This is a genomic window from Nitrospira sp. NS4, from assembly GCF_049546785.1.
Lineage (GTDB): Bacteria > Nitrospirota > Nitrospiria > Nitrospirales > Nitrospiraceae > Nitrospira_D.
This window is the reverse complement of record NZ_JBMWAN010000002.1, coordinates 603,169-615,665: the sequence shown is the minus strand read 5'-3', so window position 1 is coordinate 615,665 and position 12,497 is coordinate 603,169. Positions and strand designations below refer to the sequence as shown.

The 12,497-nt window shown below is 61.7% G+C and carries 15 protein-coding genes; 8 read left to right on the top strand and 7 right to left on the bottom strand.

What is annotated here, in order from left to right; all coding sequences use genetic code 11:
- Window positions 1-15 precede the first annotated feature (15 nt).
- The 3 genes from ACO9S2_RS07545 (at window position 16) to msrA (ending at window position 2,986) form a co-directional block, all read left to right on the top strand.
- Complete coding sequence (locus tag ACO9S2_RS07545) at window positions 16-1,617, top strand: hypothetical protein (protein ID WP_423721579.1); 1,602 nt, start codon at window positions 16-18, stop codon at window positions 1,615-1,617.
- 26 nt (window positions 1,618-1,643) lie between these two features.
- Complete coding sequence (locus tag ACO9S2_RS07540; RefSeq protein ID WP_423721342.1) at window positions 1,644-2,186, top strand: cytochrome; 543 nt, start codon at window positions 1,644-1,646, stop codon at window positions 2,184-2,186.
- A gap of 176 nt (window positions 2,187-2,362) precedes the next feature.
- Window positions 2,363-2,986 carry a peptide-methionine (S)-S-oxide reductase MsrA gene (gene msrA / locus ACO9S2_RS07535; protein WP_423721341.1) on the top strand — a complete coding sequence of 208 codons (624 nt, stop codon included), beginning with the start codon at window positions 2,363-2,365 and terminating at the stop codon, window positions 2,984-2,986.
- A gap of 87 nt (window positions 2,987-3,073) precedes the next feature.
- Here msrA and ACO9S2_RS07530 read toward each other — a convergent pair whose 3' ends face one another.
- Window positions 3,074-3,433, bottom strand: coding sequence for a PilZ domain-containing protein (locus ACO9S2_RS07530; RefSeq protein WP_423721340.1), 360 nt, complete (start codon window positions 3,431-3,433; stop codon window positions 3,074-3,076).
- A gap of 214 nt (window positions 3,434-3,647) precedes the next feature.
- On the opposite strand from ACO9S2_RS07530, the gene ACO9S2_RS07525 reads away from it, so the two are divergent.
- On the top strand, window positions 3,648-4,805 hold the full coding sequence (locus ACO9S2_RS07525; RefSeq protein ID WP_423721339.1) for a pyridoxal phosphate-dependent aminotransferase: 1,158 nt from the start codon (window positions 3,648-3,650) through the stop codon (window positions 4,803-4,805).
- Between the two features lie 93 nt (window positions 4,806-4,898).
- Complete coding sequence (locus tag ACO9S2_RS07520) at window positions 4,899-5,369, top strand: hypothetical protein (RefSeq protein ID WP_423721337.1); 471 nt, start codon at window positions 4,899-4,901, stop codon at window positions 5,367-5,369.
- A 177-nt stretch (window positions 5,370-5,546) separates the two neighbouring features.
- Here the strand turns inward: ACO9S2_RS07520 and ACO9S2_RS07515 are convergent, their stop codons facing one another.
- Both ACO9S2_RS07515 and ACO9S2_RS07510 read right to left on the bottom strand, forming a co-directional pair.
- Window positions 5,547-6,506 carry an NAD(P)-dependent oxidoreductase gene (locus tag ACO9S2_RS07515; RefSeq protein WP_423721578.1) on the bottom strand — a complete coding sequence of 320 codons (960 nt, stop codon included), beginning with the start codon at window positions 6,504-6,506 and terminating at the stop codon, window positions 5,547-5,549.
- Entirely contained in the window at window positions 6,431-7,225 is a 795-nt protein-coding gene (locus ACO9S2_RS07510; protein WP_423721336.1) for a 3'(2'),5'-bisphosphate nucleotidase CysQ, read from the bottom strand. Before ACO9S2_RS07510 ends, ACO9S2_RS07515 begins: the two co-directional genes overlap by 76 nt.
- A 92-nt stretch (window positions 7,226-7,317) precedes the next feature.
- Here ACO9S2_RS07510 and corA point away from each other — a divergent pair, with 92 nt between their 5' ends.
- A complete protein-coding gene (corA, locus tag ACO9S2_RS07505) occupies window positions 7,318-8,373 on the top strand; it encodes a magnesium/cobalt transporter CorA (RefSeq protein WP_423721335.1) in 1,056 nt (351 codons plus the stop codon).
- 23 nt (window positions 8,374-8,396) lie between these two features.
- Here corA and ACO9S2_RS07500 read toward each other — a convergent pair whose 3' ends face one another.
- The 3 genes from ACO9S2_RS07500 to leuC form a co-directional block, all read right to left on the bottom strand.
- A complete protein-coding gene (locus ACO9S2_RS07500; RefSeq protein ID WP_423721334.1) occupies window positions 8,397-8,753 on the bottom strand; it encodes a hypothetical protein in 357 nt (118 codons plus the stop codon).
- Between the two features lie 16 nt (window positions 8,754-8,769).
- Window positions 8,770-9,393 (bottom strand): 3-isopropylmalate dehydratase small subunit, encoded by a 624-nt coding sequence (gene leuD / locus ACO9S2_RS07495; RefSeq protein ID WP_423721577.1) that lies wholly within the window; start codon window positions 9,391-9,393, stop codon window positions 8,770-8,772.
- Window positions 9,394-9,490: 97 nt separating this feature from the next.
- Window positions 9,491-10,894 (bottom strand): 3-isopropylmalate dehydratase large subunit, encoded by a 1,404-nt coding sequence (leuC, locus tag ACO9S2_RS07490; RefSeq protein WP_423721333.1) that lies wholly within the window; start codon window positions 10,892-10,894, stop codon window positions 9,491-9,493.
- 137 nt (window positions 10,895-11,031) lie between these two features.
- Here leuC and ACO9S2_RS07485 point away from each other — a divergent pair, with 137 nt between their 5' ends.
- A complete protein-coding gene (locus tag ACO9S2_RS07485; RefSeq protein ID WP_423721332.1) occupies window positions 11,032-11,244 on the top strand; it encodes a hypothetical protein in 213 nt (70 codons plus the stop codon).
- Window positions 11,245-11,315: 71 nt separating this feature from the next.
- Window positions 11,316-11,786: an MEKHLA domain-containing protein gene (locus ACO9S2_RS07480; protein WP_423721331.1), complete on the top strand. Its 471-nt coding sequence runs from the start codon at window positions 11,316-11,318 to the stop codon at window positions 11,784-11,786.
- Window positions 11,787-11,793: 7 nt separating this feature from the next.
- Here ACO9S2_RS07480 and ACO9S2_RS07475 read toward each other — a convergent pair whose 3' ends face one another.
- Window positions 11,794-12,495, bottom strand: coding sequence for a hypothetical protein (locus tag ACO9S2_RS07475; RefSeq protein ID WP_423721330.1), 702 nt, complete (start codon window positions 12,493-12,495; stop codon window positions 11,794-11,796).
- Window positions 12,496-12,497 lie beyond the last annotated feature (2 nt).

The following is a 12,497-nucleotide window of genomic DNA, read 5'->3' as shown; positions in this document are numbered from 1 at the left end:
CTGGTTACCGGCGCGATGCTCTGTGTGGCCATCGTGTGCGCCGGCACCGTCGCCAACGCGTCTCCCGATGCGGTTCCGCTTTTTGCAAATCTCGGGTCTCTCCACCATCCGATCACGACGAGGTCGGAACAGGCGCAGCAGTATTTCGATCAAGGGCTGCGCTGGCTCTATGCGTTCAATCATGAGGAGGCGATTCTGGCCTTCGAGGAAGCGGCCCGCCGCGACTCGACCGCCGCGATGGCCTATTGGGGCATTGCCCTGGCTTTGGGGCCCAATATCAACGCGCCGATGGCCAAGGCCGATGAGCGCCGCGCGTGGGCCGCGTTGCAGAACGCCCGGGCGCAGGCCGGCCGCGTCAGTCCCGCGGAGCAACGGTACATCGAGGCCTTGAGCAAGCGGTACAGTGCGAAGGGCGGATCCCGCCCGGCGCTCGATAAGGCCTATGCGTCCGCCATGCGGACCCTGTGGCAGCAGTCGCCCCACGATCCGGATGCCGGGACGCTCTTCGCCGAAGCGCTGATGGATCTGCGCCCCTGGGATTTTTGGACGGCTGACGGACGGCCGCAACCGGGGACCGAGGAAATCGTCTCGACGCTGGAATCGGTGCTCGCCCGGCATCCTGACCATCCGGGGGCCTGCCACTATTACATTCATGCCGTGGAAGCTTCGCCGAAACCCGAGCGAGCCCTGGCCTGCGCCGAGCGTCTGCCCGGCCTCATGCCCGGTGCCGGCCACCTCGTGCACATGCCCTCTCATATCTATATCCGTCTCGGACAGTATCATGAGGCGGCGGAGCGGAACGCCGATGCGGTGCAGGTGGACAAGACCTACCTGTCAGGGCGCGACCTGACCGGCGAGTATGCCGACGGTTACTACACCCACAATCTGCACTTTCTCTGGGCATCGCTCGCCATGGAAGGCCGCCAGGGGGAAGCCCTGAAGGTCGCGCGGGAGTTGACCGGGACGATTACCGAAGGCGAAGCGCGAAAAGACACATGGAAGGAGTTCTATCTTCCGACGCCGCTCTTTTCGCTCATCCGGTTCGGCCGGTGGGAGGACTTGCTGCAGGAACCGGTTCCGGCCAAAGGGTTGCGGTTTCATGGGGGCATCTGGCGGATGGGCCGGGGATTGGCCCTGGCGGCGACCGGCCGGATTCCCGGAGCGGAAGGCGAGCACTTTGTGCTGGCGGGGCTGGCGAAGCAGTTCCGGCGCGACCGGAGCCCAGAGCAGAAGACGGAGCGGACCCTGCTGAATATCGCGGAACGGTTGCTGGCGGGTGACATTGCCGCGCGCAAGAAGCATTATGACGACGCGATCAAGATCCTACGGGAAGGGGTGCAGCTGGAAGAGGCGCTCCCGTATATGGAGCCTCCCTACTGGCCGATTCCCGTGCGCCACTATCTGGGTGCGATCCTGTTGCTGGCCGGTCAGCCGGGAGAGGCTGAGCGGGTCTATCGGGCGGACCTTCAGCGCAACCCGAACAACGGGTGGAGCTTGTTCGGGTTGAGCCAGAGCCTGCGGGCGCAGCAGAAGGGGAGCGAGGCCGACGCCGTTGAACAACAATTCACGTCTGCCTGGGCTCATACCGATGTCACATTAGCCGCGTCGCGGTTTTGAGCGAATCTGTGAGGAACGGGAGCAGTATGCGATTTATCGTCGGAGTGATGGGGCCGGCCAAGGCCAAGAAGAAGGACTTGGACAATGCGCGGGTGCTGGGAGAATTTATCGCGCGGCGGGGGTGGGTCGTGCTGACCGGCGGGCGCGACGTGGGCGTGATGGACGCCGCCTGCGAGGGCGCGAAACGGGTTGGGGGCAGCCTCACGGTCGGGATCTTGCCCACGGCAAAGGACAACGTGTCGCGGCATGTCGATGTGCCGATCATCACGGAGATGGGCAACGCCCGCAACAACATCAATGTGTTGACGAGCCATGTCGTCGTCGCCTGCGGGTTGAGCGGGTCGGGGACCGTGTCCGAGGTGGCGCTGGCGGTGAAGGCGGGGAAGCCCGTCATCCTGGTGGAGGCGTCCCCCGCCGATGTGGCGTTCTTTCGCAAGCTCGGCAAGCGGCAGGTCTCCGTGGCCTCCTCGCCGGAGGAGGCGATCGAGCTCATCATGAAGCAGATGGGCGGCGGCAAGCGGCCTGTTCGATCGGAAGAGCCGGTTGAATACCAGGAACTCTCGATGTAATCCCGGCGCAAGGGCCTGACGACCAGAGCCACTCTGTTTCTCCAGTCATATGCCGACCACTCCCCCACTCGTCCCGCGCGGATCGTGATTTGCCACATCCGACGGAGCACGATCTCCGTAATAGAATGTACGGGCCTGGCGGCGGGTCTGGCCGATCACGAGAGGAGATGCTGTCTATGAAACTGCGGGGCTCCGTCACCGGTGTCTGTGCGGCACTCATCATTGTTTTCGGAGGAGGGATCGGGTGGCTCTCTCCGGCAGCGACAGCGGCATCCGCTCCGGCCAAGGCCTACTTTGCCGGCGGATGTTTTTGGTGCATGGAGGAGGCCTTTGAGAAAGTGGATGGCGTGCTCTCCGCCGTCTCCGGCTACATGGGCGGAACCGCGGCCAATCCGACCTACGAACAGGTGTCGGCGGGAAAGACCGGCCATGCCGAATCGGTCGAGGTGACCTACGATCCGGCCAGGGTGAGCTACCAGAAACTCCTGGACGCCTTCTGGCACAACGTGGACCCGCTCACACCCAATGCGCAGTTCTGTGACCAGGGGAATCAGTACCGGGCGGCGATTTTCCCGAGTACTGTGGAGGAACAGAAATTGGCGGAGGACTCAAAAAAGGCGCTCGAACAGGCGAAGCGTTTCGCCGGACCGATTGTGACGCAGATCGTTCCCGCATCCGTGTTTTATCCTGCCGAGGACTATCATCAGGATTTCTACAAAAAGAACCCGGTCCGGTATAAGTTCTACAAATTCAACTGCGGGCGGGCCCAACGGTTGGAAGAACTGTGGGGGAATCCGTAGGACCGGCTCGTTCCGGCCATCAGGTCTACGCGGTTGTCCGGTTCGGTCGCGGCGGGGAATGACGCACAGGGCGACCGGCTGATGCGGCTATTTTACTTTCATCACCAGGGTTCTCAGCCGTTCCCGCTGAGCCATGGTGATGTTGACGAACTCCAGCCCGAACTCCTCCCCATCGATCCAGCGAACGACGGCTTCATTGATCCGTAGCGGCCATCGATGGTCGGAGAGAAACAGAGACAGGCGCAGCAGCATCCCCTTCTCGACGGGGATCGACGAGCTGGCGCGGCAGCCGTTCGCGGACAGGTCGAGCAAGGCAGCTTCGCCCTCGAAATCGTCGTCACCGAAGAAGAACAGGCGGCAGGAAAAGGGGATTCTCCTTCCTCGACGGTCCTTGTGGGGATCTTCGCCGGTGCCTTGTCCGGGAGAAGGTTGATGGTGCAGTGGCATTCGTCGCTCCTTCCAGAAACCTCGCTTAAGGAAAGCCTATCTCGTTCCCGCACGTTGCGCCTTCCCCGGAGGGGGTACCTCCGTTAGGGGGGAGGAGGCCACTAAGGCTCCGGGGGGCTGTACCCGCCGGAGAGTTGACCTTCGGCGGCGGCTCTGCGAAAAATGAGCGTAGTATGAAATATAGCAGGGCAACGACAGGCGGGAAGGAGTGTCGATGAAACGGACAGGCAACCGGCGGATGGCGCAGCTCGGGCCATCAGAAATCCGGGCGATGACCCAGGCTTGTGCCAAGGCGAAAGGGCTCAACATGGCCCAAGGGGTGTGCGACACGCCGGTGCCCTTGCCGGTCATCGATGGGGCAAAGCGGGCCATGGATCGCGGGGTGAATACCTACACGAGGTTCGACGGGCTGGCCGAACTCCGGCAGGCGCTGGCGGACAAGCTGGAACAGTACAACGGCATAGAGGCCAATCCGGAAACGGAGATCACCGTCAGCGCCGGGGCTACCGGGTCGTTCCATTGCGCCTGTGCCGCGCTCTTGAATCCGGGCGACGAAGTCATCCTGTTCGAGCCCTATTATCAGTATCACCTGACGGCGCTCCATGCGGTTGAAGCCGTGCCGGTGGTGGTGCGGATGCAGGCGCCGGAATGGACGTTCTCGCTCGACGACGTGGCGGGGGCCGTGACGGATCGGACCAGGGCGATCGTCGTGAACAGCCCCGGCAACCCGTCCGGAAAAGTCTACTCGCGCGCGGAGCTGGAAGGGATTGCGGCGATCGCGAAGCGCCATGATCTCTTTGTGTTCACGGATGAGATTTACGAATATTTTCTTTACGACGGTCGTCGGCACATCAGCATCGCGACGTTGCCCGACATGGCCGAGCGGACGATTACGATCGGCGGTTACTCGAAAACCTTCAGTATCACCGGATGGCGGATCGGCTACAGTGTGGCGGCGGAGCGCTGGGCGCAGCTCATCGGGGCGATGAACGATCTGCTCTATGTCTGCGCGCCCGCGCCCTTGCAGATGGGCGTGGCGGCCGGCATCACCGAGCTGCCGGAATCGTTCTATCGCCAGATGGCTCGGGAGTTCCAGCGGAAGCGGGATCGATTTTGCGCGGTGCTGACGCGCGCGGGACTGACTCCCTCAATACCGCAAGGGGCCTACTACGTGCTGGCCGACGTGTCGAGCTTGCCGGGGACGACGGGAAAAGAGCGGGCCATGTCGTTGTTGGACAAAATCGGTGTGGCAGGGGTCCCCGGGGAAGCCTTCTTCTCCGGACCGGAAGGGGCCCGGTTCCTCCGGTTCAGTTATGCCAAGACCGATGTCGATCTCGACGAGGCCTGCCGCCGGTTCGAGAAACTCTGCTGACCCAAGTCTGCGCGGTCTGTGCTTACCCCGGCACCTTGTCCATCGGCTATTCGCATGGTAGCTTGATTGGGTCGTTTCGGAGGCGAACAAGCTATGTCTGACAGGCGAATATCTATCACCGGGCTGATTCTTATCACAGGCCTCATCTCAGCCTGTGCTGCGACAGAGATGCACCGGCCCTTGCCGGCGCCGGATGCCCCGGCAGCGGTGTCCCAGGATCCGGGCGATCGCGGCGTGCTTGCCGGCGAGTGGGAATATGAAGACGGAGCCGTTCTCACCCTGAGGTTAGACGAGCAGGGCAATGGGACCTACGCCTGGAAGGACGGCCATTTTGAGACTCAAGCGCTCAACGGCCATCTCTGGCAGGGCATGTGGGTGCAGCGGGAGAACGATCGTGAGGGTGGATTTACCGTGGAGCTTTCACCGGACTATACCGAGGGTGAAGGTCGATGGTGGTACACCAGGATCGGGGCCAACCAGGCGCCCACCGAAAAAGGCGGCACATTTCATCTCACCAGGAAGTCGTCGCATGCGAGTTTGAGCGATACCCCGCCAGCTCCTTAGCAGGATGCTGAAAAAGTCCGCCAGCTTCGTTCCCTGCCTTCGCCGAAGCGCTTCGCGCAGGCAGGTCGCCACGCTCAGAGGCTCACCGGACGGCAGAGAGTACGATTCGCCTCTTCGCTTGCTGCGGCCTTGCCGGACGGCCTTTTTGAGCATCCTGTGGTGTATGTCGCGATTCTGCTAGTCCTTCGGGTTCATCGTTTCGAACAGGGCCGAATAATCCGCTTCCCCATATCCGCGCGCGATCGTGTCCTCCAGAATGGAGCGAAGACTCTCCACGCTGGTCACCGGGAGCCCGCGATGCCGGGCCTCTCCGGCAAACAGGTTCACATCCTTCAAGAGATGAGTCGTAGGGAAATTCGGGTTGTCGTATTGGCGTGTCAGCAAGCGGGGCAGTTTCTTCTCGAACGCGGGAGCAAACAACGCACTGGTTTTGAGGATTGCCATGAAGTGATCGACGGAGACCCCCGATCGCTGGATCAATCCGAGGCTTGAAGCAAAGGCGGTGAGTTCTGCTGCGATCAGGTGATTGAGCGCCAGCTTGAGTGTGGCGGCCTGTCCCACGGTCCCGATCAAGGTCGGGGCAGATGAGAGGGAGCGAAAGACGGGATTCCAGTGATCAAACTGGTCCTGTGTGCCGCCGGCCATCACAAGGAGGCTGCCTGCAAGGGCTTCGGCAATGCTTCCCAGGACGGGTGCTTCGCAGTAGTCGCCACCGGCTTTCGTCACGGACGCGAGCAGCGCCTGACTTTCTTCGGGGCTGATCGTGCCCATCTGAATGATGGTGCGGTTGCGGAGCGCCTCGGGAGGGGTAGCCTCGAAGAGGACGGATCGAATGGCTGCCGCATCGGTGAGGAACAACAACGCACAGTCGGCAGCGGCGAGGGCGTCGGAGGGCGAGGGGGCGACAGCGAGGCCTCGTGCGCGCAGCGGTTCCGTCTTGGCAGCGGTGCGATTGTAGACCGTGACGGCATGCCCCTGGTCATGCAGCCGTTCCGCAACCGCCCGTCCCAGCAATCCCATCCCTATCACGGCAATATGCATCGTAGTGTGTCCGTGTGAGCTTAATGGGGTACGCGCGGCAGGGTGAGGATCCGGGAGGTCAGGCTGTCCGGAAACCCGGAGGCGGTGGCGAAAAATCCCTGGCAGCGTGGAATAGGCCGGTTGAATTGCAGCGGCTGTCCCGCTGCGTCACAGACCGAGCCCCCGGCTTCTTCGATCAACAGGACCCCGGCGGCAACATCCCACTCGTTTTCCGGCTCGAAGGTCATTACCCCGTGAATGGCGCCCCCCGCGGCGCGTGCGATGGCCCAGGCAATCGAGTGCATAGGGCGGGGGGCGATACGGTCCTCTACCGGCTTAAAACGGCCGCTCTGGATCTCCGACTGGCCAAGCGCCACGATCGGCTGCGGGCGTGAGAGGCCTTCGGTCCTGGGCACCGGCGCCTCATTGAGGTGGAGGCCCTGTCCGCGCATGGCGGTATACAACTCGCCGGTTGAGGGATTAAAGATCGCGGCGAGAATCGGCCGGGTGCCTTCGATGAGCGCGACCGATATGCAGAACTCCGGCTCTCGCCGGATAAAGGCTTTCGTACCGTCGATCGGATCGATCACCCAGACACGCGGTTTGTTCAGCCGGACGGAGCTGTCGGGTGATTCTTCCGACAACCAGCCGTCATCGGGAAATTGCCCGAGCAGGCGATCCTGCAGGATGTCGTTCACCGCATGGTCGGCCGATGTGACGGGTGAATGATCCGGTTTGGTGAAGATTTGAAATCCGTCCCTGGCGCGCCGTAAAGCTTCCTCGCCGGCTTCGCGCATGGCCGAGGTGAGCGCACGATATTCGTGATCCCAATTCATGGGATCAGAGTATCAAGGTCACGGCCTGATTGAAAGGCATACGGGGGGGCCGCTTGACCTCCCGGGAGAATCTGCGTACAAGCAGAGCCGCCATGAAGCTGGTGCAAAAGCGATCCAGAAAAAGCGGTCTGCCTCCGGGCACCCTCGTCTATGTCGGCGAAAAGAAGGCCGATACCGTCCCCATGACGGTGTTCAATTATTCCGGCGGCCGGTGCGAGGAGCGGACCGTGACGAGGCCGGACGAACTGCAGCCGCCGTCCGATGAATCGGTCACCTGGGTGGATATCGGCGGTGTGCACAAGCTCGAGCTGCTCGAAGCCTTCGGGAAACAGTTTTCGCTCCATCCGTTGTTGCTCGAAGATATTGCGAACACGGATCAGCGGCCGAAACTCGACGATTACGACACCTATTTCTTTCTCGTCATGAAGGTGCTGTCGCTCACCGAGCGGCAGGATCTGCTCGTCGAGCAGGTCAGCCTGGTGCTCGGGCGGAATTTCGTCCTGTCGTTTCAAGAGAACGGCACCGACGTCTTCAAGCCGGTGCGGGACCGGCTCAAGGGCGGCAAAGGCCGCATGCGGCAGAGCGGCGCCGACTATCTGCTCTATGCGCTGGTGGATGCGATCGTCGACCAGTACTTTCTGGTGCTGGAAGCACTCGGGGAGAAAATCGAGTCGCTCCAGGAGAAAGTGGTGGCCGATCCGAAACCGGACACGCTGAAAGAGATTCATGCGCTGAAGCGGCAGTTGTTGTTCTTGCGCCGGGCCGTCTGGCCGCTCCGCGAAGCGACGAACGGCCTGTCGCGCTCAGACTGCCCCTTCCTGCACGAACCGACGAAGGTGTTCTTCCGCGACGTGTACGACCATGTCGTGCAAATCATCGATACCATCGAAACCCTGCGCGAGATGGTCTCAGCCAGCCTGGATATTTATCTCTCGAGCGTCAGCTATCGGCTGAACGCGGTCATGCGCGTGCTGACGGTCATTACGACCATTTTCATGCCCCTGAGTTTTATTGCGAGCATTTACGGGATGAATTTCGAATATATGCCGGAGCTGAAGTCCCAGTGGGGTTATCCGGCTGTGCTGGGGGCGATGGGACTGATCGCGGCGGGGATGTTGATGGCGTTTCGGGCGCGGCGCTGGCTGTGACGGTCTACTGAACCGCCGCCCGATTATTCCTGAACTTCGACCCGATCCACGTAATAGTCTGTTTCCCCGAAGCAGGTCGTGGGGAGGTAGCGGTATTCCTTGTAATGCAGAATCACCCGCTTGCCCATGACTTTCGTAAGATCGTCGGCCACATGCTTGTCCCACACGCTGAAGCTCCAGAGGACCGGCGCGACCCCAGGCACGGTTGTCATGGCGAGCTCTCCCTCCCACGTTTTGCAGACCCAGCCTTTTTGGGACAACTTCTGGATGTAGCCCGCCCGGCTCCCGTCCGAGTAACTCCAGTTGAAGGCGACGAGCAGATAGGCCGCCCCCAGAAACAGGAGAAACGTCAGCAGGAATTTCGGATGCAACAGCTTCATGGAGACCGTCCTCACGTCATGAGGGAAGATCGGCGAACAACCAGGGGGCTTCGGTCTTCCGTTTCGATTCGTATGAGGTGATCGCGGCCTCGTGTTGCAGGGTCAATCCAATGGAATCCAGCCCACGGTACAAACAATCCTTCCTGAACGGATCGATCTCGAATCCGTAGGACTTTCCGTCTTGCGTGGTTACGGTTTGCTTGCCGAGATCCACGGTGAGTTGGTAACCGGGTGTTGCGAGGACATCCCGCATCAAGGCTTGCACCTCGTCGGCCTTCAGGACCACCGGAAGAATGCCGTTCTGAAAGCAATTGTTGTAGAAAATATCCGCGAAGCTGGGCGCGATGACGCAGCGGAATCCCTGATCGAGCAAGGCCCAGGGCGCATGTTCGCGTGAGGAGCCGCAGCCGAAGTTGTCGCGGGTCAAGAGAATCGTGGCGCCCTGATAGCGGGCTTGATTGAGAAAGAAATTCGGGTCCGGCGATCCGTCCTTCTGCTTCTTCCAGTCGAAGAACAGTCCTTCGCGCAGCCCCGTGCGCTTGATCGTTTTCAAGTACTGCTTCGGGATGATCTGGTCCGTATCGACGTTGACCCGGTCCAACGCGGCTACTAAGCCGGTGAGTGTCGTAAAGGCCTGCATCATGATCCTCGTGAAACGTGAAACGTGAACCGTAAGGCGTGAGTCTTGGATTGTTCCCGATGCATTATGCGCCTTGTTCGTTCACGGGTGGTGATGTTTATGACCAATGGCGAATATCGATGAAATGTCCCTCGACGGCGGCGGCGACGGCCATGGCCGGCGACACCAGATGCGTGCGCCCGCCCGCGCCCTGCCGTCCTTCGAAGTTGCGATTGCTGGTGGAGGCGCAGCGCTCGCCCGGTTGCAGCACGTCGGCATTCATGGCGAGACACATGCTGCAGCCCGCTTCCCGCCATTCGAATCCGGCGTCGCGAAAGACCCGGTCGAGTCCTTCCTGCTCCGCCTGTTGCTTGACGAGGCCGGAGCCGGGCACCACCATCGCGTGCACGCCCTTCGCCACCTTTTTCCCTTTGGCAAGGGTGGCGGCGAGGCGCAGGTCTTCAATGCGCGAGTTCGTGCAGGAGCCGATGAAGACGGTGTCGATCTTGATGTCGGTGATCGGCATGTTGGGGGCGAGGCCCATGTATTCGAGCGCGCGCTCGGTGGCCTTGCGGGTTTTTTCATCGGTCATGGTCGAGGGGTCGGGCACGCGCTGATCCACGCCCAACACCATGCCGGGGCTGGTGCCCCAGCTGACCTGCGGGGCAATGTCTTCGGCCCGCAGGACGAGGGTGGCGTCGTACTTCGCGTTCGAATCCGTCTTCAGGTGCTCCCATGCGCGCACGGCCTGCTCGAACAGCTCGCCCTTCGGGGCCAGCGGGCGTCCCTTGATGTAGGCGATCGTCTTTTCATCGGGCGCGACCATGCCGGCACGGGCGCCGCCCTCGATCGACATGTTGCAGAGCGTCATGCGGCCTTCCATGCTCAAGGCGCGAATGGCCGATCCCGTATATTCGATCACGTAGCCGGTGCCGCCGGCCGTGCCGATCTTGCCGATGATGGCGAGGATGATGTCTTTGGCTGAGCACCGGTCGGAGAGGACGCCGTCCACCCGAATCTCCATCGTCTTGGGCCGCTTCTGCACCAAACACTGGGTCGCGAGCACATGCTCCACTTCGCTCGTCCCGATGCCGAAGGCCAGGGCCCCGAAGGCGCCATGGGTCGAGGTGTGGGAATCGCCGCAGACGATCGTCGTGCCGGGGAGCGTGAACCCTTGTTCGGGGCCGATGACGTGGACGACGCCCTGGCGGATGTCGTTCATGCCGAACAGGGTGATGCCGAAGTCCCGGCAATTTTCTTCCAGGGTCTGGATCTGCTTCGCGCTGACGGCGTCGGCGATGCCGAGCCGGCGGTCAGTCGTCGGCACATTGTGGTCGGGGACGGCGAGCGTCGCCGCCGGTCGGCGGGGGCGTCGCCCGGCCAGTTTCAGGCCCTCGAAGGCCTGCGGCGAGGTGACTTCGTGCACCAGCTGCCGGTCGATATACAACAGCGTCGTCCCGTCCGGCTCTTCACGGACCATGTGAGAATCCCAAATCTTATCGAATAAGGTCTTGCCTGCCATGACTTATTCCTCACTAACGATCATCAGTGGAGTTCAAACGAACATCCATTATACATAGGGCCTTCGCGGCATGCCAGGGCGGGCGCATCGAAAGGGAATGGGCTTCAGATTTTTCCGCCGGTGCCGATAGAGAGGTCATGGACGAACAGAGGCTGAACCCCGACAACATGTCAATTCCCCGCTGGACCATCGGCCGCGATCCCCGCTCCCCGGAATGCGCGTTTTGCCATTCGATGATCGTGCGCGTCACGACCGACGCCCGACAGATCGCTTTCTGCGGTTGCCGTCTCGTCGAGTACCGGCTGCTTCCGAAACCGGATACCCGCAAAGTCAAATCAGCCAAGCCCTGATCCCTCCGCTTGCCTTGCCCCTCCGGACGTGGTAGCAGCACAGCTATGCCCGCCTGACAGGAGGAGATGCCATGGCCAGTGCCTTGTGGACCCAGCCGGCGATCGTAACCTGGTCGCAATGCCTGCTCGAGAGCTTTCGCCGCTGGACCGGTCGGGAATTGCTGGATCGAACCGGTTCGCCGGAGGACCAGGCGCGGGCGCTGTTCACCGCGCCCTCTGTGGTTGTGTCGCACGGCACGGAAAGCGATCCGGTCCTGAATTACGGCAATCAGGCGGCGCTCGATCTGTGGGAAATGACCTGGGAGCAATTGACGACCACGCCGTCTCGTCTGACGGCGGAACCGATGAACCGCGATGAGCGCGCCCGCATGCTGGCCGTGGCGGCCGCGCAAGGCTTTTTCGCGGGCTATCGGGGAGTCAGGATTTCAGCCACCGGGAAGCGCTTTCTGGTCGAGGACGCGACGGTGTGGAATGTGGTGGAGGCTCGCGGCGCCCGGGTCGGTCAGGCGGCGACGTTTGCCCGATGGACGCCGATCGGGTGACGGCGTCTCAAAAGGGAAAATAAATCTCGACTCCTCCATAGACGCCGGTATGGAAGGAACTGCTGTATTGATATCCGGTTTTCGCAAGGAGAAAGACCTTGCCGATGGGGACTTCGACGAGCGGCCCTGATTGGACGGCACGAAAGTCGTCATTTTGCATGGCCGCCACATCCCATCCGACATAGGTCGTGCAACAGCCCTTGTCGGCTGTGTGTACCAGGAGTTTCCCGCGGAGGCGGCCCCAGAAGAATTTATCGAGGTCGGCATAGGAGGTGATGGCGTGGAAGCTGCCCTTCTCATGCCAGTAAAACGCTTCGAGTTGGCCATAGGCCCCGATTTGATTCTCGATCGACGGACTGGTATTCCACCGTTCTTCTTCGATGCGGCGCAACTGCGGCCCGGCGAGGGCCGAGAGTGTCCAGCCGCCGACGTTCCGGCTGATGCCGAGCGCCGGCACGATGAACTGCACGTTCGCATCCAACAGCTGTCCGTTGCTTTTGAAGCTGTACCCCAGTCCCGCGGTCATCGCCTGGACAAAGAGATTCGTCCCGCCCGCCATTTGATGCACCGGCACCCGCACTCCAAGATAGCCGAAGTACTGGCTCTTGTTATCGATCTGAAACCCGGTAAACACATCTCCCGCATGGCCGGCGGCCGGCTGGGCGATGAGGACAAGTGCCGCCAATAAGACTAGTGCCAATCGCGCCATCG

Excerpts from the sequence above, each read along its gene's own strand:
- ACO9S2_RS07540 (WP_423721342.1), top strand. The coding sequence starts at position 1,644 with ATGCGATTTATCGTCGGAGTGATGGGGCCGGCCAAGGCCAAGAAGAAG.
- ACO9S2_RS07500 (WP_423721334.1), bottom strand. The coding sequence starts at position 8,753 with ATGAAGCTGTTGCATCCGAAATTCCTGCTGACGTTTCTCCTGTTTCTG.
- msrA (WP_423721341.1), top strand. The coding sequence starts at position 2,363 with ATGAAACTGCGGGGCTCCGTCACCGGTGTCTGTGCGGCACTCATCATT.
- ACO9S2_RS07530 (WP_423721340.1), bottom strand. The coding sequence starts at position 3,433 with ATGCCACTGCACCATCAACCTTCTCCCGGACAAGGCACCGGCGAAGAT.
- ACO9S2_RS07475 (WP_423721330.1), bottom strand. The coding sequence starts at position 12,495 with ATGGCGCGATTGGCACTAGTCTTATTGGCGGCACTTGTCCTCATCGCC.
- leuD (WP_423721577.1), bottom strand. The coding sequence starts at position 9,393 with ATGCAGGCCTTTACGACACTCACCGGCTTAGTAGCCGCGTTGGACCGG.
- leuC (WP_423721333.1), bottom strand. The coding sequence starts at position 10,894 with ATGGCAGGCAAGACCTTATTCGATAAGATTTGGGATTCTCACATGGTC.
- ACO9S2_RS07520 (WP_423721337.1), top strand. The coding sequence starts at position 4,899 with ATGTCTGACAGGCGAATATCTATCACCGGGCTGATTCTTATCACAGGC.
- corA (WP_423721335.1), top strand. The coding sequence starts at position 7,318 with ATGAAGCTGGTGCAAAAGCGATCCAGAAAAAGCGGTCTGCCTCCGGGC.
- ACO9S2_RS07480 (WP_423721331.1), top strand. The coding sequence starts at position 11,316 with ATGGCCAGTGCCTTGTGGACCCAGCCGGCGATCGTAACCTGGTCGCAA.
- ACO9S2_RS07485 (WP_423721332.1), top strand. The coding sequence starts at position 11,032 with ATGGACGAACAGAGGCTGAACCCCGACAACATGTCAATTCCCCGCTGG.
- ACO9S2_RS07525 (WP_423721339.1), top strand. The coding sequence starts at position 3,648 with ATGAAACGGACAGGCAACCGGCGGATGGCGCAGCTCGGGCCATCAGAA.
- ACO9S2_RS07510 (WP_423721336.1), bottom strand. The coding sequence starts at position 7,225 with ATGAATTGGGATCACGAATATCGTGCGCTCACCTCGGCCATGCGCGAA.
- ACO9S2_RS07545 (WP_423721579.1), top strand. The coding sequence starts at position 16 with ATGCTCTGTGTGGCCATCGTGTGCGCCGGCACCGTCGCCAACGCGTCT.